The 19,182-nt window shown below is 48.1% G+C and carries 8 protein-coding genes and 1 tRNA gene; 4 read left to right on the top strand and 5 right to left on the bottom strand.

The genetic code is table 11. From position 1 onward, the window contains the following. Nucleotides 1–57: 57 nt before the first annotated feature. A complete protein-coding gene (locus HB364_RS30960) occupies nucleotides 58–2,697 on the bottom strand; it encodes a valine--tRNA ligase (RefSeq protein ID WP_167292321.1) in 2,640 nt (879 codons plus the stop codon). Nucleotides 2,698–3,638: 941 nt separating this feature from the next. On the opposite strand from HB364_RS30960, the gene HB364_RS30955 reads away from it, so the two are divergent. The 3 genes from HB364_RS30955 (at nucleotide 3,639) to HB364_RS30945 (ending at nucleotide 11,132) form a co-directional block, all read left to right on the top strand. Further along, on the top strand, nucleotides 3,639–5,018 hold the full coding sequence (locus HB364_RS30955; protein ID WP_167292320.1) for an exonuclease domain-containing protein: 1,380 nt from the start codon (nucleotides 3,639–3,641) through the stop codon (nucleotides 5,016–5,018). Nucleotides 5,019–5,377: 359 nt separating this feature from the next. Continuing rightward, the gene (locus HB364_RS30950) at nucleotides 5,378–7,756 is read left to right on the top strand and encodes a M1 family metallopeptidase (protein WP_167292319.1); all 2,379 of its coding nucleotides are present in this window, start codon (nucleotides 5,378–5,380) and stop codon (nucleotides 7,754–7,756) included. A gap of 112 nt (nucleotides 7,757–7,868) precedes the next feature. Further along, nucleotides 7,869–11,132 (top strand): T9SS type B sorting domain-containing protein, encoded by a 3,264-nt coding sequence (locus HB364_RS30945; RefSeq protein WP_167292318.1) that lies wholly within the window; start codon nucleotides 7,869–7,871, stop codon nucleotides 11,130–11,132. 78 nt (nucleotides 11,133–11,210) lie between these two features. Here the strand turns inward: HB364_RS30945 and HB364_RS30940 are convergent. Continuing rightward, nucleotides 11,211–11,285: transfer RNA gene (locus HB364_RS30940), tRNA-Val, on the bottom strand. Between the two features lie 271 nt (nucleotides 11,286–11,556). Here HB364_RS30940 and HB364_RS30935 point away from each other — a divergent pair. Beyond that, entirely contained in the window at nucleotides 11,557–15,012 is a 3,456-nt protein-coding gene (locus HB364_RS30935; protein ID WP_167292317.1) for a transglutaminase family protein, read from the top strand. Here HB364_RS30935 and HB364_RS30930 read toward each other — a convergent pair. From HB364_RS30930 to HB364_RS30920, 3 genes are all read right to left on the bottom strand, one after another. Continuing rightward, on the bottom strand, nucleotides 15,002–15,880 hold the full coding sequence (locus tag HB364_RS30930; protein ID WP_167292316.1) for a transglutaminase family protein: 879 nt from the start codon (nucleotides 15,878–15,880) through the stop codon (nucleotides 15,002–15,004). The two genes, HB364_RS30935 and HB364_RS30930, sit on opposite strands and share 11 nt — an antisense overlap. A gap of 8 nt (nucleotides 15,881–15,888) precedes the next feature. Continuing rightward, complete coding sequence (locus HB364_RS30925; RefSeq protein ID WP_167292315.1) at nucleotides 15,889–18,468, bottom strand: circularly permuted type 2 ATP-grasp protein; 2,580 nt, start codon at nucleotides 18,466–18,468, stop codon at nucleotides 15,889–15,891. Nucleotides 18,469–18,531: 63 nt separating this feature from the next. Beyond that, nucleotides 18,532–19,179 (bottom strand): hypothetical protein, encoded by a 648-nt coding sequence (locus tag HB364_RS30920; RefSeq protein WP_167292314.1) that lies wholly within the window; start codon nucleotides 19,177–19,179, stop codon nucleotides 18,532–18,534. Nucleotides 19,180–19,182: the final 3 nt, after the last annotated feature.

The following is a 19,182-nucleotide window of genomic DNA, read 5'->3' as shown; positions in this document are numbered from 1 at the left end:
GAGTAGTGATGGATTTCCCACTCGCTACTCGCCACTTCCTACTCGCTGTTTTCCTTATTACAGATGAGAAAGGCTCTCTTCTATGATCTTTATCTTCGCTTCTGCATCGGCCTTCTTCTTTTGTTCAATGTTTACTACTTCCGGTTTGGCGTTTTGCACAAAACGTTCGTTGCTCAGTTTCTTATTCACTGATTCGAGGAACCCTTTGAGGTATTCCAGTTCTTTGCTCAGGGTTGCTTTCTGGTGCGTAGTATCTACCTCTTGTTCGGAAGTGATGTAGAATTTGTCTTTGCCAATAACGGCTGCAATGCTGTTGGGCACCGGCTCCTGTACATAAGTGATGGAATCTGCATTCACTTGTTTGGCAAGGATGGATTCAATGGCTTTGTACAAGGTATTATCAGCCGTATGGATGCATAACTTGATGGCCTCTTTGGGCTTCAACTGGTTCTTGTTGCGGGTGTCGCGCAAACCGGTGATCACATTTTGCAGTAATTGGCCTTCCAGCAACATCGTTTTATCGGCAGGTTGTACAAGAGTAAACTGTTTTATACACAGCACATCGGTACGCTCGGCCAACAACTGGTAGATCTCTTCTGTGATGAAAGGCATGAACGGATGCAACAACTGCATCAGCTCGGAGAAGAAATCAACCGTTTTCTCATATACTGCTTTCGCGATCGGCTGCTCTGGTGCAGGCTTTATCCATTCGAGGTACCAGCTACAGAAATCAGTCCAAATCAGCGAATACAAGGTCTTCAGCGCTTCGCTCAGCTTAAATTCGGCGAACGACTTTTCAATATCCGCCTTCGCTTCGTTGAGGCGATGTTGGAACCAGTTCACCGCAAAAGGCACGGTCTCGTTGCCCGCTTCCGTTGCCTGGCGCGCTTCGAATATTTTTACCAGCTTAAGCGCATTCCACATTTTATTATTGAATTCGCGGCCCTGAGCTGGCGATGAGTCATCAAACAGCAGGTCATTACCGGCCGGAGAAGAGATCATGATGCCAAAGCGTACCGCATCGGCGCCTGACTTATCAATCATTTCCAGCAGGTCGGGTGAGTTGCCCAAGCTCTTGCTCATCTTACGGCCCTGCTTATCGCGCACCATGCCGGTAAAGTATACATCACTGAAGGGTTTCTCATTCATGTATTCCATACCCGCCATGATCATACGTGCTACCCAGAAGAAGATGATATCCTGACCGGTTACCAGTACAGAAGTAGGGTAGTAGTAGTTAATCTCCGGGTTGCCGGGTTGGGTGACGCCTTTGAATACTTCAATGGGCCATAACCAGGAAGAGAACCAGGTGTCCAGACAGTCTTCGTCCTGTGTAAGATCTTTAATAGTAAACTGTGCTCCTTGTTGCTTAAACTGCTCCAGCGCAGCTTCCTTGCTCTCTGCTACCACAAAACTACCATCAGGTGCATAGTAAGCCGGTATTTGCTGTCCCCACCACAACTGGCGGCTGATACACCAATCCTTTACATTCTCCAGCCAGTATTTATAGGTCGCCAGGAATTTATCGCCGGGGTGTATACGTACTTCACCACTGGTAACGGCCAGCAGGGCCTTATCGGCCAGTGTACGCATCGCTACAAACCACTGGGTAGAGATACGGGGCTCTACCACCGCGCTGGTACGCTGGGAAAAACCAAGACGGGTGGTATACTCTTCCTCTTTCACCAGCAGGCCCTGTTCTTTCAACAGCTTTACCACTTCTTTACGGGCCTCAAAACGGTCCATGCCTACGCATACCTGCGCGGCTTCGCTCAGCCTGCCATCTTCTGTTAAGGTATCAATGATCTCCAGGTTATGTTTCAGGCCAAGGTTATAGTCGTTGATATCATGTGCCGGCGTAACTTTTAAAGCGCCGGTACCAAATTCCTTATCTACATACTCATCAAAGATCACGGGTACTGCCCGGTTCACCAGCGGCACAATCACTTTCTTTCCTTTCAGGTGGGCATAGCGTTCGTCAGTAGGATTAACGCATACGCCTGTATCGCCCATAATGGTTTCCGGGCGCTGGGTAGCAATGATAATACCTTTATCGCCGGAAGGAGTGCCATCTGCATTCGCTACTTTGTATTCCACGTAATACAGCTTGCCCTGTATTTCCTTATACTCTACTTCTTCATCGCTGAGGGCTGTTTTGGCGGCAGGGTCCCAGTTGATCATGCGGGCGCCGCGATAGATCAGTTTCTTATTATAAAGGTCTACAAATACTTTGATCACCGCTTTATAATAATCCGGGTCCATGGTAAAAGATACCCTGTCCCAGTCTACACTGCAGCCCAGTTTTTCGATCTGGTGATAAATGATGCCGCCATATTTATCTTTCCATTCATAGGCATGTTCAAGAAACTTTTCACGGGTAAGGTCACGCTTCTTAATGCCTTTCTCTTTTTCCAGCATCTGCACCACCTTGGCCTCTGTGGCAATGGAAGCATGGTCGCTGCCGGGTACCCAGCAGGCGTTGAAGCCGCTCATACGCGCCTTGCGCACCAGGATATCCTGTACGGTTTCATTGAGCGTATGCCCCATGTGCAGCACACCGGTTACATTGGGAGGGGGGATCACCACCGTGAAGGCCTTGCGCCCGTCGGGTTTGCTGTTGAAATAGCGTTTTTCTTTCCAGATCGCGGTCCATTTTTCCTCTATTGCCGAGGGAGTATAGTTTTTACTTAATTCCATCTGTATGATCATCTTAAAGGACGGCAAAGGTACGGAAAACAGGCGAGTGGCTAGTGGGAAATGGCAAGTGGGGTGGAGACTGACGGCGGCTAGTGGCCGATTAGTTAACAAGCTACACTTAAAGCCCTACTCGCCACTTGCCATTTACTACTCGCCTAAAAAACAAAAAGCGCCCCACTTTAAACGTGGAGCGCCTGAGAAAAAGAGGTTACTGCGGGCAAACTCGTTGCCTGCGGCTTTCTGTGGTTAGGTACAGTGGTACTTTTATATTAAGCGTACCAGTACAGGTAAGACAAAAGCATGATCAGGGTCAGGAAACCGATTGCTACTAAAACAACCTTGGTAGTTTCACTTACATGTAAATGAGTCTTCTTCATACGACTACGTGTTTTTTTTGTGTGTTAAGAAATTGTACGTGTACGATCTGTACAATCGGTCTTCAGAGGGATGGGAATCTCAGGGGCGGTCTGTCAATAAGATACGTAGTACGATTCAGGGGATAAATCAACAATCGTTTGAAGCGCTGCTTGAGTTTTAATGGCCGGTGCTGAGACAAAAGTAATACAGGATTTTTGATCCTGCAAGCTAAATTTTCCCTAATACAAAATACCCACAGGGAAGTCGGCTCCTGCGGGTAAGAAAACCTATCCTCATTGATTATCAGCGAAATAATCAACTTTGGGTGAACCAATAAGAAAACAGAATCAACGCTGAAAAATAAAGTACTGTGGCAATGGCAAGCACGCTGGTTTCGCCTGCACCTTGTAGGTCGATTTTTTGCATAGATATGGATTTTGAGGTTTAAGACTGCTCAAAGTCCTCACAGGGGGCGGATGTGGATAAGAAGCTGCTGGCAGCTTCCTGTTGGGCGGTACGGTGGATAAAAACCGGCGTGTGTTTCCTACTTTTTTGCTGGCACTTCTTCCTAACTTTATCATCCCATGTATGCCATTGTAGATATAGAAACCACCGGCGGTTATGCTGCTAATAACGACATAACGGAGGTGGCTATTGTGTTACACGACGGGGAAAAGATCGTGGAGCGCTTTGAAAGCCTGATAAAACCTGTGCGGGCGATCCCTTATTACATCCAGGTGCTGACGGGCATTACGCCTGATATGGTAGAAGAAGCGCCTTCTTTTTCAGCAATAGCCCCTGCTATACATGGCTTACTGGAAGGGGCTGTATTCGTTGCCCATAATGTGAATTTTGACTATTCTTTCCTGAAGCATCACCTGTCGCAGGCCGGCTACGAGCTTACGGCCAGCAAGCTTTGTACAGTACGCCTTTCCAAAAAGGTATTCCCCGGCTTCAAATCCTACAGCCTGGGCAACTTATGCCAGAGCCTGGGTATTTTCATAGAGAACAGGCACCGGGCGGGCGGCGATGCCGATGCCACTGTACGCCTGCTGGAGCACCTGCTGCGCCATGATGCCATCACCCATATCCAGCAGTTTATTAAAAAAGGGGCCAAAGAGCAATCCCTTCCACCACACCTGCCCAAGGAAGAGGTAGACAAGCTGCCGTATACACCCGGCGTGTATTATTTCCATGACCAGAAAGGCAAGGTGTTGTATGTAGGCAAGGCCAAGAACCTGAAATACCGGGTACGCAGTCATTTTACCCACAATGGCGCCGGCCGCCAACGGCAGGAGTTCCTGCGCAATATTTACAGCATCACTTACCAGCCTTGCGCTACCGAGCTGATGGCCTTTATCCTCGAAAGTGTAGAGATCAGGCGCCTATGGCCTCCCTATAACAGCAGCCAGAAACGTTTTACCCCGGCTTACGGATTGTACCTGTATGAAGACAGGAGTGGGTACCAGCGCCTGGCCATTGATAAAATGAAGAAGAACCTGACCCCCATTTATACGTTCAACCTGCTCCTGGAGGGGCACCGCCTGTTACGGCGGCTGATGGAGAACTTTGAGCTGTGCCCCAAGTTGTGCCACATGCAAACGGATACCGGCCTCTGCGCCGGCCTGCTGGACAATACCTGCCGGGGCGCCTGTGCACACCGCGAAACTGCTCAGGAATACAATGAACGGGTACAACAGGCAGTAGATTACCTGGACCAAAACCTGCCTACGTTTGCCGTGGTCGACGAAGGCCAGCAGACCATTGAACAAAGCTGCATCCTCATAGAAAAAGGCCGTTTTTATGGCATGGGCTACCTGCCATCCGACTGTTCAGTACATGATATAGATTCCCTGAAAGGCTACCTGACCCGCTATCCTGAAAATGATTATATCAGGGGCCTTGTATACCAGCACGTTGAGAAATATCCCCACAAAAAAGTGACCTGGAAGGCCGAAGCCTGACAGCAATTTCCTCTTTTTACTGATGTCTACAGGACCGTCACACCGGCGCCGCTTTCCCGTTGGGGCATCTTCCTGTATGCCATACCTGAGGCCTATGTAATCCATCCTTAGTCGTATCTAATCCATTATTTATACTAGATATATTAAACAGATATTATGCAAATATTCCAGAGATATTCCAGATGTATTAGAAGCGGTATATCTCTGGAATATATCTGCTTTATATGTGGAGTATCTCTGGATTATCCTTTTTCTTAGTGACGAACTAATATAAGATTATCAGGGGTTTAGGATAGCTGTCTTGTACTGAAGGGATATTGCTTATTTTTGAACCCCTTTTCGCAAGCCAAACCCATACTATGTCCCTGACCCGTTTGCTCCTTATCTCTTGCTTCATCGTGCTGATGGGCGTTTCCTGTAAGGAGGCTCCTGAACCAGCGCCTGCGCCCGGTGTGCCGCTTACCCTGGCCGGGCAGCGGAAAGCATTGTTGTCGGGCATCCGGTACCAGCTAGATTTTACCCTGCCAGCGCAAAAAGACCAGCCGGTTACGGGCCTTGAAACGGTGTTTTTCACCCTTAGCAGTGATACCGTCGACGTCGTCCTCGATTTTAAACAGGCCCCGGGAAGTGTACGGTCATTGAAGGTAAATGGCCATCAGAAAGATGTACGCCATGAGAATGAGCATATTATCATCCCGGCTGGCAGCCTGAAGAAAGGGGAGAACAAAGCAGAACTGTTATTTGAAGCTGGCAACAGCGCACTGAACAGGAACCCTGATTATATGTATGCTTTGTTTGTGCCCGAGCGGGCAAGAACGGCTTTTCCCTGTTTTGACCAGCCTGATCTGAAAGCCATCTTTGAGCTTTCCATCACCATACCACAGGCATGGAAAGCCATGTCCAACGGACCACTGGTAAAAACCACGCCGCAAGACAGTAGTACCGCCTGGCAGTTCGGCCCATCAGATACCATCCCCACCTATCTTTTTTCTTTTACGGCGGGCCGGTTCAACACAGCAACGAAAATGGCCGGCGGCCGTGAGATGGAGTTCTTGTACCGGGAAACCGACAGTGTCAAACTGGCTTCCAGCATCCCGGCCATCTTTGATATGCATGCGCAGTCCCTGCAGTTCCTCGAAGGGTATACCGGTATACCCTATCCCTTCCGCAAATTCAGCTTTGCCGCCATTCCCGATTTCCAGTTTGGCGGCATGGAACATCCGGGCGCCATCTGGTACAATGCCAATTCCCTGTTCCTCGACAGCAGCGCTACCCGTACGCAACTGATCCGGCGGGCCACCCTGATAGCGCATGAAACTTCCCATATGTGGTTTGGCGACCTGGTGACGATGAAATGGTTCAATGACGTATGGATGAAAGAAGTGTTTGCCAATTTTATGGCCGATAAAATTGCGGGCGTCATGCTGCCCGATAATAATGCCGGCCTGAAGTTTATGATCGATCATTATCCCGCTGCGTATAGCGTAGACCGTACCCGGGGCGCCAACCCCATCCGCCAGCCGCTGGACAACCTCGATGAGGCGGGCTCGTTATACGGCAATATCATTTATCACAAGGCGCCCATCATGATGCTGCAACTGGAGCGGCTGATTGGCTCGCCCGCACTGCAGAAAGGCTTGCAGGAATACCTGCGTAAGTATGCTTTTAATAATGCCACCTGGCCCGACCTGATCACCATCCTTGATAGCCATACTACAGAAGACCTGCAATCATGGAACGACAGTTGGGTCAATAGGCCGGGAAGGCCAGCGATCAACCAGTTCCTCACGGATGTAAAGGGCAATACGTATGGATTGTTCAATATAGATACGACAACAACAGGAACTATCTGGCAGATCAAAGACCCTGTATTGCGGGCATTCAATTATGTCAACCTGTATGAGAATGTGATCGAAGGCAGAGACGTGACGCCGGAAAACTGGATGTTGGTTATCCTGAAAGATCTGTCGATTGAAAAAGAGGAACTGATCAGCCAGTTATTACTGAATGAGCTGAATAATATTTATTGGGTTTATCTATCACCGGCAAAGCGTAGTGAGTTGCAGGTGATCGTAGAAGCGCAACTGCTGAAGATGATGAATAATGCCGGTAAACCCAATATGAAGAAGCAGTTTTTCAAAGCCTGGACAGGCATAGCAGCGAGTGAAGCAGCCCGGAACAGTATGTACAATACCTGGAATCATAAACAACCACCGGCAGGCGTAAAGCTGACGGAGGATGATTATACCGACCTCGCTGCCGGGCTGGCGCTGAGGAACCATCCCGCAGCAGGGGAGATATTGAAAGAACAACTGGCGCGGACAGAGAACCCCGATAAAAAGGCAAGGCTGGAGTTCCTGATGCCATCGCTGGCTGCTGATGAGAAGGTCAGGGGCAGCTTTTTTGAATCACTGAAGGATGTAAAGAACAGGCGCAAGGAAGCATGGGTGAATACCGCCGTAGCCTACCTGCATCATCCCTTGCGGGGAAATGGCGCTGAGCAATACATTATGCCTTCATTGGACTTACTGGAAGACATACAGCGTACCGGCGATATTTTCTTCCCCTACAACTGGCTGCAGGCCACCCTGGGCATGTACCAAAGTGAGCGGGCAGCCGCTACCGTTTCAGCATTCATCAGCACCCATCCGGGTTATAACAGCCGGCTGCTGAATAAATTGCTGCAGACGGCGGACCATTTATTCAGGGCAAGGAAGATATTGGACAATAAAAAATGAGTGACCGGCACAGGGTAAAAGGTAACCGTCTGGTCATTTGAAACTTCCCTGTTTTCGCATATATTTGAACAGTTTGCATAGGCCGTTTTACGGATATGGACACGCCCAAAACATGAACCCGCGAAAACCAAACCTGCTTATTGTCCTGTTGCTCCTGGTACATGGCTGTAGCCTGGCGCAGGACCTGCTGCCCGGAAGGGGTAATGCACGGACAATAGATTCCCTGCACCGTTTGCGCACCTTGAACAGGAGAAGCATTCAGAACACATCACCACTCTTTCCCCAACAGGCGGGCGTATCGCATTCACCTCACCGCGATACAAAACGACTTCAGCAACCGGTAGCCAATATATCCTTGCCTGCGGCACTTGCCCGCACCATGGCCGTATGTTTTGATACGGCCGGCCGTTATTTTCTGCAGGAAGATACGATGACGTATTATGTAACCAATTCACTCTTACTTTCCGATGGCAATGTATTGATCAGCGGAGAATGGGCAAGCCGGAATCCGCCTTACCGGAGTGGTGGTTTCTTAATGAAATGCACAGATAGCGGCACGCTTCACTGGAACCGCTTATACGACACTGTGAATCACGTCAACTACGGTTTTATTAATTATTATAAGCTGGTTGAACTGCAGGATGGTTCTTTTCTGCTGGGAGGCGCTACCCATAATCCGGTTACCCAAAATAACGATGTGATATTTACCCGTACAGATAATACCGGTAATATAATCTGGAGCAAAACGTACCGGTCGCGGCTGTGGCAGGTGGGCGGTAGCGGTAGTGCCGACTATTTTTATATACAGGACCTGCAACAGGACCCTTATACCGGCGATATTTTTCTTTCCAGTCCGCACTGGGCCGATGGTTACAATATTACGCGGCTCAGCGCTGCCGATGGTACGATTGCCTGGAGCAGGTACTACACCTTATGGTCAGCCAATTTTGACAGACCTATCGGCTTCGATATAAAACAAAATGAGCTGGTTTCTTTTGCGCGATACCTGCCTTATAATGGCACCAGCTTCAGTATGTACCGGATCAATAAGAATACCGGCGATACGATCTCAACGAAGTTTTTCAAACCCATAGACGCCTCGAATTTTAACCTGGGCTTCCTAAGCGGAGAACAGGTGGTAAAGCTGGATAATGGCAATTATGCGCTTGTTGGCAAGTTGTACAAGTATTACCGTGCGACCTGGACGATTGATACGGCCGATCTGTACCATGCAGGGGTGGTGGAGCTTGATCCTTTGGGCAATTTTGTACGGGCTTATTGTTTCAGGAATCCCTATGAAAGTAATTATTACAATACCCGCATAACGGTCTTTAAAGACGGATCGGGCGTATTCAGTATGCTGCATGTTTTAAGTGGCTATACGGCCGATGCCTATTATGTACAGTTTAAGAATGGACAGATACTGAAGCAGCGGCGTAAGCATTACCTCGGAGAGGGGATGCCCGTTGAAAATACTGCGCTCCGCCTGGCGGATGGCAGCGACCTGGTGGTGAAACTGCTGGGCGATAGTATTTCGAATATCAACAAGATTGAATTCCTCAACCTGCATATTTCCGACACGGCTTCCAATTGCCTGGGGTGGGATGATTTTGGTACTTATATAGAGCCCTACAAGCTGGAGCCAGACATTTATGGAATACAGTCTATTGGCTCCAATGACCTTTCTGAAAGCACCAACAAGACCCTTATTTCATGGAATACGGTGCCTTATGCGCTGCCTGCCTGCCGGCAGGTCTCACATTGTGATACGTTATCCTTGCTGGCTTCGGCCGATACGATCTGCGTATCCGGTTCACTGACGCTCAAAGCCCGGAAGAATCCCGGCTGCGGTACCTTTCCCTTCCTGGAATATGACACGACGTATGTTCAGTCATTCCGGGCGGTGAATGATTCTGTATTCCAGTTCAATTTCAAAAATCCGGGCGAGTTTAAACTGTATGGAAGCGTGCAAGGCTGCTCACTGCTTACAGATTCTATTAAGGTAATCGTACGCCGTTCAAATGGCCCGGTGCGACTGGGCAATGATACCATCATCTGTCCCGGCAATACCATACAACTGAATGCGCGCAAAGGCTATGCTTCTTACCAATGGCAGGATGGTTCGGTTGATTCTGTATTGAAGGTAACACTGCCCGGCATCTACCATGTGCTGGTCACAGATTCCTGTGGCAATCCTTTCCGGGATACACTGGAGGTGAAGCCGCATCCACCCATCCCTTTTGATATTGGCACGGATGTAATAACCATCTGTGAAAAAGATACCATCACAATTACGGCGCCGGCTTCTTTCTTTAATTATAGCTGGTATCCCAATTACCGTATCAGTGCTCTCAATACACAATCCATCAAAGTAGCGCCACTCATGGATACGATGTATTATGTGAGTGCAGAAAAAACAGCCGGCTGTTTTGTGTATGATTCTATCCGGGTGAAGGTGAACCAGGCGCCACCCATCGCACTGGGTGCCGATGCGTCCTTTTGTGCAGGCGACAGTTTGGTGCTGGATGCAGGCCCCGGTTTTAACCATTATCAATGGAGCAATGGCAGCACGGCCCAACAACTCACGGTATTTACTGCCGGCACTTACTGGGTGAAAGGGGAGGCGGTCAATGGCTGTAAGTCGGCAGATACCTTCAGGGTATTGCAGGTATTCACCAACCCTGCGCCCAGCCTGGGAGCAGATGCTCCTTTGTGTGAAGGTGCCACACGCCTGCTGGATCCGGGCGGTTACAGTCTGTATGCCTGGAATACCGGTCATACCGGCCGTACAGTAACGGCGGCACAGCCAGGCCAGTATGCGGTGGAGGTTACAGATCAGCATGGTTGTACCGGCGCCGATACGGTTGTGGTAGACAGGATGGTGCCGCTGCCGGCTGGTTTCCTGCCTGCTGATACCACCATTTGCAGTTATAGCAAACACACCCTTACACCTGCCGGCGCTTTTGCTGCTTATTTATGGAGTTCGGGCAGTACCAGTAATTCGATCCTCGTTACCAAAGCGGGCGTTTACTGGCTGGAGGTGAGCGACCAGTACCATTGTAAAGGAAAAGATACCGTGGAGATTGTAATGAAGGATTGTATGAAAGGGCTATATATTCCCAATGCTTTTTCTCCCAATAACAACAGGCAGAACGACCTCTTCAAACCATTGATCTTTGGCAACCTGGCCAAGTATGAATTTGCTATTTACAACCGCTGGGGGCAGCCCATTTTCAGAACGACAGATATCCGCAAAGGGTGGGATGGGACCTGCGGCGGGCAATTACAGGCCGGCACTTTTGTATGGACCTGCACGTACCAACTGGAAGAGGAACCGGTGAAAAAGGAAAAGGGGATTGTGATGGTGGTGAAGTAGGGGCGTGTGCGCGTATTAATAGAGAATGAAATAAAAAACAAAAAAGGATCACTACTGTAAGTAATGATCCTTTTTTTGTGGGAGTTGACGGGCTCGAACCGCCGACCCTCTGCTTGTAAGGCAGATGCTCTGAACCAACTGAGCTAAACTCCCTTCTCCAAAACTTCCCTCATTTTTCCTTTTCGCTGTACCGTATTATTGTTTTGGGAGTGCAAAGATAAGGGTTGAATAATTACTACAAAACTTTTTCCTGTTTTTTCTGCTATTTTTTTAAAAAAGCATGCCCATAACCTATTAATTGATAGCAGTTCATGAAACATGGCGCAGGTTGTCCTCCAAAATCACAAATCAGTTTTTAAATCACAGTTTTCCCTTAAATTTAAGAGAAGATTGTATTGCCATTCACTTAACCAAACTAAGCTTTATGGCAATACGTGTGGCAGTACGGCACAAAACTACCTACAGTTATGACAGGCCGGTGTCTTTGTCTCCCCATCTATTCCGTTTGCGGCCTGCTGTGCATTCCCGTACTGCCATCGAAGCCTACTCCTTTAAACTGAAACCCGCAGATCATTTTATAAACTGGCAGCAGGACCCTTTTGGTAATTACCAGGCAAGGGTGGTTTTTCCCGAAAAAACAAAGTCGATGGAAATAGAGGTGGAAGTGATTGCCAATTTGCAGGTCATTAACCCTTTTGATTTTTTTGTGGAAGAATATGCTGAAGAGTACCCCTTTGCCTATTCCCCCCTACTCGCAAAAGAGTTGGCGCCCTACCTCGAACACAGGGAGGATGGTTTTTTATTAAAAAAATGGGTTGACCGGTATGTTGATAGCAGCAGGAAAACACGTATTGTTGATTTCCTCGTTGCCCTTAACCAGCAACTGAATAAAGACATTGCTTATACTACCCGGATGGAGCCCGGCGTGCAAACCCCGGATGAAACACTTACCAGGGCATTGGGATCCTGCAGGGACTCGGCCTGGCTGCTGGTGCATGTATTGCGCCATGCAGGGTTGGCTGCCCGTTTTGTATCTGGCTACCTGGTGCAGTTAAAAACAGATGAAAAGTCATTAGACGGTCCTTCGGGCCCTGAAGCAGATTTTACCGACCTGCATGCCTGGGCTGAAGTGTATGTGCCCGGGGCCGGCTGGATTGGCCTGGACCCCACATCGGGTTTGTTTGCGGGGGAGGGCCACATACCACTGGCCTGCACAGCCGACTATGCAAGTGCGGCACCGGTTGTAGGCGCCACCGATAAATGTGAGGTAAGCTTTTCCTTTGAAAATACGGTTACGCGTATTTATGAAGATCCCCGTGTGACCAAACCATTTTCTGAAGAACAGTGGGTGGCCATTAATGCGATCGGTTGCCAGGTAGATAAAGACCTTGAGGTGAACGATGTGCGGCTTACGATGGGTGGCGAGCCTACTTTTGTTGCTATTGACGATATGGAATCGGGGCAATGGAATACAGCAGCGGACGGCTATGAGAAAAGGATTTTGTCGCACGACCTGATATTTCGTTTACGGGACAAATTTGGCCCTGGCGGGTTGATCCATTACGGACAGGGGAAATGGTATCCGGGAGAACCTTTGCCCCGCTGGCAATATGGTTTATACTGGAGAAAGGATGGCTACCCGGTATGGAAAAACATTAACCTGATTGCCCATGAAAAGACATCCCAAAACCTGACTGGCAAAGATGCGGAGATATTTATAAAAGAATTGGCCAGGCACCTGGCTGTGAGCCCGGAAAATGCAAGTCCGGCCTATGAAGATGTGTTTTATTTTTTGTGGACAGAAGGAAAGAACCCCGTGAATGTTGATCCGCTCAAGGCCAATCTGAAGGATCCCCTGGAAAGAAGGACATTGACGCAATTACTTAACCAGGGTCTGGGCGATCCGGTGGGTTATGTATTACCCCTGCAATGGAATTACTGGAATAATAAATGGCTTAGCTGCAAATGGGTGTTCAACCGGGAGCATCTTTATTTGATACCCGGCAATTCCCCCATTGGCCTCCGCCTGCCGCTGGACTCATTGCCGGTAGTGGCCAAAGCAAAAATGCCTCAGCAGGTAGAACGCAGTTTGTTTGAAGAGATGCCCGCATTGGATTTTTTTCACGATACCATCACCGCACGTTACGGGACCATTACAGTACACGAGGAACCACCCCAGCGGGTAATACACCAGGTAACTGAGGCGCCTGTTACAGAACCAGCAAAGAAAGGCAAAACACCTGCTAAAAAAGAAGATCCGCCGGAACCAGAACCGGACATTACGTTTGAAGTAACCACTATTAAAACAGCATTGAGCGCGGAAATAAGGAACGGAATTTTATACCTTTTTATTCCGCCCATGCATTACCTGGAGCATTATCTCGATGTGATGGCTTCCATAGAAGCCACTGCCGCCAAACTGCAAATGCCGGTGCGTATAGAAGGGTATGAACCACCCCGCGATAACCGCCTGGAGCGGCTGGTGGTTTCGCCCGATCCGGGTGTGATAGAGGTAAACATTCATCCTGCCAAAAGCTGGAAGGAGCTTTGTTATAATACCGATGTATTATATGAGCAGGCCCGCCTTTCAAGATTAGGCACTGAAAAGTTCATGCTCGATGGAAGGCATACCGGAACAGGCGGTGGCAACCATATTACTATTGGCGGTTCATCGCCTGCCAACAGCCCTTTGCTGAGAAGGCCCGATCTGCTGCGCAGTTTGATCACTTTCTGGCAACACCATCCTGCATTGTCCTATTTATTTTCCGGGGCCTTTGTTGGCCCTACCAGCCAGGCGCCGCGGATAGATGAGGGGCTGGAGGATAACTTATATGAAATGGAGATCGCTTTCAGCCAGGTGCCCGAGAAAGGCTTCATTCCTTTCTGGATAACAGACAGGATATTCCGTCATTTACTCACCGATATTACCGGCAACACACACCGGTCGGAATTTTGTATTGACAAGTTATATTCACCTGATTCATCTTCCGGCAGGCTGGGCATCCTGGAATTCCGTGGTTTTGATATGCCGCCCCACAAACACATGAGTCTCTTACAGTCACTGCTTATCCGGGCCCTCATTGCTGCATTCTGGAAAAAGCCCTATAAGCATAAACTGGTGAGGTGGGGAACTGCTTTGTATGACAAATACCTGTTGCCGCATTTTGTAAAGGAGGATATGGTGGATGTGGTGGAATATTTAAATAAGGAAGGGTACTCATTTGATATTAACTGGTTCAATGCATTCTTTGAATTCCGGTTCCCGCATTATGGTTCTGTAACGATCCGGGATATTGAAATGGAGCTACGCATGGGCATAGAACCCTGGCATGTGCTGGGCGAAGAGATGTCCAATACCGGTACTGCCCGGTTTGTTGATTCTTCTCTTGAAAGGGTACAGGTAAAACTGAAAGGTATGGTGGACAGCCGGCATATTTTGTTATGCAACGGGAGCAGGGTGCCATTAACGGCTACAGGCGTAAAAGGAGAATTTGTATGCGGCATCCGGTACCGGGCCTGGCAGCCGCCCAGCGCCCTGCATCCAACTATTGGGGTGGATACGCCGTTGACTTTTGATATGGTAGATACCTGGAATGGCCGCTCCATCGGGGGTTGTACGTATTATGTTTCTCACCCCGGCGGCAGAAGTTATGATACATTCCCGGTAAACAGTTTTGAAGCAGAATCCCGCCGTATCAGCCGGTTTGGCAATACCAGTCATACACAGGGACAGCAGTTTGTGCGGTCTTATCTTTCCATCATGCAGCATTATGTGGAGAATAACCGGCAGCCTTTCTTATACGATGCGCCGGTACCGGAGATCAACAGCGAGTTTCCCTGCACGCTCGACCTGCGGAAAAAGAAAAGTTTTATGTGGTAATGCGCTTCACATCAACCGAAACAAAGAGCTGGTGCTGATCGCTGCTCATAATAACACCGCGCAGAGGAACAATATCAAAATAATTTCTTCCCCAGCCAATGACGATATATTGTTCATCAGGTATTTTGTTATTGGTGGGGTCAAAATCTACCCAGCCCATTTCGGGAATATATACAGAAAACCAGGCATGGGAGGCATCGGCGCCTGCCAGTTTTTCCTTTCCTGGCGGAGGAATAGTTTCCAAATAACCGCTGATATATTTGGCTGCCAGTCCCATGGATTGTAAACAGGCAATGCCCAGGTGGGCAAAATCCTGGCACACTCCCTTTCTTTCTTTCATTACCACCGATAGCGGAGTGGATACGGTAGTAAAACCGGAAGTGTAGGTGAAGTCGGTATAGATACGCCGCATCAGGTCTGAAACAGCTTCAAACAAAGGGCGTCGTGGCGTAAACGATGGTGAAGCATATTGCTTAATGGCTGCCGACGGGACGGTCATATCTGCAGGAATGGCGTACTGCTTTTCGCGAATAAAATCTCCTGTTGACGACCGGAGCATGTCTTTTACACTTTCCCAGCTTTGCAGGCTAACTGCCTGTTGTTCCAATCCGGACGATCTCCTTTCTATAATGGACGTAGTGATTACAGATAGTTTTTCATGTTCCTGTTCTACCACGAAGTAGAAAACCTTATTGCCAAAAAAATCCTGGTATTCTTCAATGATCTCGGCTACAGGCGATATATCAAGCTGAAAGGAACGGCAGGTTTGGCTGGCTGTATCCCTGGGCGCCAGCACGGCCAGATTATGGCACAGTGGAACTGTTTCATGATAAAGATAAGTGGTCGTATGTTTAACGCTGTATAACATGAAAGGGTTTATAGGAGCCTTTTAACAAACAACTGCTGTTGTGAAAGAGTATGCTTGAAATAGGTTTTTGAGATAACGGTGTTGGCTTCCAGCAGTAATTCGTTGAGCCTGCCAAGCAGTTCTTTTAAATTAAGGTATTCCTGCCCGTTGTTTTCAAACTTGCATAATGCAAGCCCGTTCGAAAGATGCAAAAGTGTATGGGCTTCCAGCATAAGCCGCTCCGGCTCGCTCAGTGTTTGAGCCTTTCCCTGTTTGGGCAGTGCTGCTACATGTTGCCTGATCTTGTCTATCAGGTAAGCCAGCGATTTGGAATAGTTCATATCCAGCATCATCAGTTCCAGCACCAGGGGAAGTTGCAAATGGTCCCTGAAAGTATAACGGTAGGTCGTCATACTTTGTGTGGCTGTCAGCATGGCTTCCAGTAACTCATACTCTGTTTGTGCTTCCTGTTTTTTATCGAGGACCTGTTGCAGCAGCCGGATAATAAACAGGGATTGTTCAAACTTTCTACCCAGGTCAAGTATTGTCCATTCCTGTTCACGCCGGGCGCTCTCCCGGTTCATGCCAAGGAAGGCAAACATAGAGGTGTTCAGGTTGTCTAAATCATTCACCATGGACATAGGGTCATGCTGCGACCTGTTTTTTGCTTTTTGCCATGTTTCTGCTATCTGTTCTACCACACGCCAGGTATCCGTTGATAAGAAACTGCGTACATTATACACTGATTTTTTAAACAATAGCAGGTTTTGAGAAAGCCCGCCGTTTTTATTTTCATCATATAGATTTTTTGAGAATTCTTCCCAGGGGTGGTTGATAAGATCTTCGTACTGTTCGATACTATCGCCTGCTAAAAAGCCCGGATAGGAATAGGTACAGTGGGTAAGTGCTTCCAGCAATAACTTTTTAGTGATTCCGGTGGCGGGAAGTTGAGACGATTGGTGTTGCATTAAGAATTGCATAACGGTGCGCACCAGCCTGGCATTATTGATCAGCCTTTCGGTGTGGCGCCCGGCCCAGAACAGGTTTTCGGCAGTATGGCTTGGCAACGACTCTTTTTGCAACAGATTGTAGGTGCTGCTCGTTTGCAGTTGCAATTTTATAGGTTGTACATGGTCTTCGCCCGCTGAGAGCACCCAAGTGTCCTTACTGACGCCACCGGTTTGATTGGAAATAATGAAGCTGTTTTCTGCATTACTGGTACGGGTAAGCCCGCCTGGCATGGCCATAAAACCATCCTCTTTTTTTACCAGGAAACTCCTGATGAGGGAATGTCCGGGCTCAATTTTTCCTCCCCCCCAGGAAGGGGTGGATGAAAAATTGATTTTCTCCTGCCCGGTATATAAATAGGGATTCGCTTTAATTTCCCTGATCAGCCCGGCTGCATCTTCTTTAGAAAGAGAAGCCCCGTCAATAGCAGAGCGGGTGCCTGCCGTTCTGCGGAAGATCCTGCGGATGACGAGGTGCTGCAGATTGTCTATCACATACTGCATTTCTTTTGGTTGCCCGCACCACCAGGTAGCGATAGATGGGATGATTAACTCTTCACCGACCAGGTGGCGTGCAGCCTGGTGAAGGAAAGGCACCAACCCGGCATTTTCAATAATACTGCTGCCCAACGGGTTGGCAATAGCTACATTTCCTTTTCGTACCACCTGCAGCAACCCAGGCACACCCAGTAGCGAGTCGCTTTTTAACTCCAGGGGATCGCAGTACGCATCATCCATCCTGCGTAGTATAACGTCCACCTTTTCGAGGCCTTCAATGGTTTTCAGCCATAAGAAGTTGTCTTTTACCATCAGGTCATTCCCCTGTACCAGGGTAATGCCAAGGTATCCCGAGAGGTAAGAGTGCTCAAAATAAGTTTCATTTTCCGGGCCAGGCGTGAGAATGACGATCCTGGGGGATTCGTTTTTTGAGGGAGCAATGCTGTTAAGCGCCTGTTGCAGGGTATCGAAAAAAGGCGACAGCCTTCTTACCTGGAGATTGGAAAACAGCTCCGGTAAAACGCCCGACATAGCGAAGCGGTTTTCCAGGGCATATCCATAACCCGAGGGCGCCTGTGTTCTGTCACTAATGATCCATAACCGGCCATCAGCCCCCCTTCCCATATCTGCAGCATATAACACCAGGTATTGTTGTGCCGGTAGATTTATATTCATGCAGGATCGCAGAAATCCCGGGTGCATATAAATTAATTCCTGTGGTATAATCCCTTCTTTGATCAGTGTTTGAGGCCCATAGATATCCTTCAGCAATAAATTAAAAAGAGTAGCCCGTTGCACCAGCCCTTTGTTGATAACAGCCCATTCTGATGCCGGTATTAATTGAGGAATGGGGTCCAGTTCCCAGGGGCGGGTTTCACCCGATGGATCGTTATAGATATTATAAGCTACCCCGTTTTCCTTCAGCAACCGTACAATATCATTGGTACGGTTTTGTATCTCTTGATGCCCAAGACCCTGCAGCGACAAAAAAAAGCGCTCCCAGTCTGCTCTTACTTTTCCCTGTTCTGTATAAAGCTCATTGTATGAATTGGAGGCAGGAATATATTGCTGTAGGAATTCATGTACAGAAGTTTGACCGGGCATATTGATTTTCTCAGCTTTTGGTACTTAAAATTAAGGAATAATAGGCAATACGGGGTTTGCTCCTTATTTCGATTTCCACCAAACCACTTCGCCAACCATGATCCTGGACAGGTCTGCATGCTCATATACAAAATCATATTCAGTTTGACCATTCCATCCCAACGCATACCTGGTTGCTTTTATAATCCTGTCTGTACCGGGATCATAAGTGTAATAGGTAACCGACCAATTACCATCGCTTCCCACCACCATATCAATTTTGGTAGCTTCGTCCAGTTTTTTGAACCGGCCTGTAGAAATGAGTTTATCGGGAAAATCCTTTCCCGGGTAATGCCTGGCCACGTAATACGTTGTTTCATCTGAAGGGCCGTACTCATACAGTTTTGTATTTACTCCCAGCCGTACTTCTTTCCCTATCATGTTTTGCATCAGTCGCAACTGATCTGACCGGTCAAAGCCGAAAGAAAACAGGTTTTGTTTACTGAAACGGTCGGATTCATTGATATTTTTCAGCAACCTGCCTTTCTTTAATTTGTTCAATTCATTATGATAGGGTACCGGACAATAAAATTCATCTGTTGCAAATTTCCAGTGATCTGCTTCAGATAATACCTGTTCAATTTTATGGCTGATGTTTTTTTCATTTTCCCGGAGTACCAACGACAAATCCGACCTGAGCTGTCCGGTTGCTGCATGATTAACGATGTCCATTTT

The sequence above is a fragment of the Paraflavitalea devenefica genome, assembly GCF_011759375.1.
Lineage (GTDB): Bacteria > Bacteroidota > Bacteroidia > Chitinophagales > Chitinophagaceae > Paraflavitalea > Paraflavitalea devenefica.
This window is presented reverse-complemented; position numbering and strand designations above follow the sequence as displayed.

What these genes read in the sequence shown, in the direction of transcription:
- HB364_RS30960 (WP_167292321.1), bottom strand. Translation starts at nt 2,697, where the DNA reads ATGGAATTAAGTAAAAACTATACTCCCTCGGCAATAGAGGAAAAATGG.
- HB364_RS30955 (WP_167292320.1), top strand. Translation starts at nt 3,639, where the DNA reads ATGTATGCCATTGTAGATATAGAAACCACCGGCGGTTATGCTGCTAAT.
- HB364_RS30920 (WP_167292314.1), bottom strand. Translation starts at nt 19,179, where the DNA reads ATGGACATCGTTAATCATGCAGCAACCGGACAGCTCAGGTCGGATTTG.
- HB364_RS30930 (WP_167292316.1), bottom strand. Translation starts at nt 15,880, where the DNA reads ATGTTATACAGCGTTAAACATACGACCACTTATCTTTATCATGAAACA.
- HB364_RS30935 (WP_167292317.1), top strand. Translation starts at nt 11,557, where the DNA reads ATGGCAATACGTGTGGCAGTACGGCACAAAACTACCTACAGTTATGAC.
- HB364_RS30925 (WP_167292315.1), bottom strand. Translation starts at nt 18,468, where the DNA reads ATGCCCGGTCAAACTTCTGTACATGAATTCCTACAGCAATATATTCCT.
- HB364_RS30950 (WP_167292319.1), top strand. Translation starts at nt 5,378, where the DNA reads ATGTCCCTGACCCGTTTGCTCCTTATCTCTTGCTTCATCGTGCTGATG.
- HB364_RS30945 (WP_167292318.1), top strand. Translation starts at nt 7,869, where the DNA reads ATGAACCCGCGAAAACCAAACCTGCTTATTGTCCTGTTGCTCCTGGTA.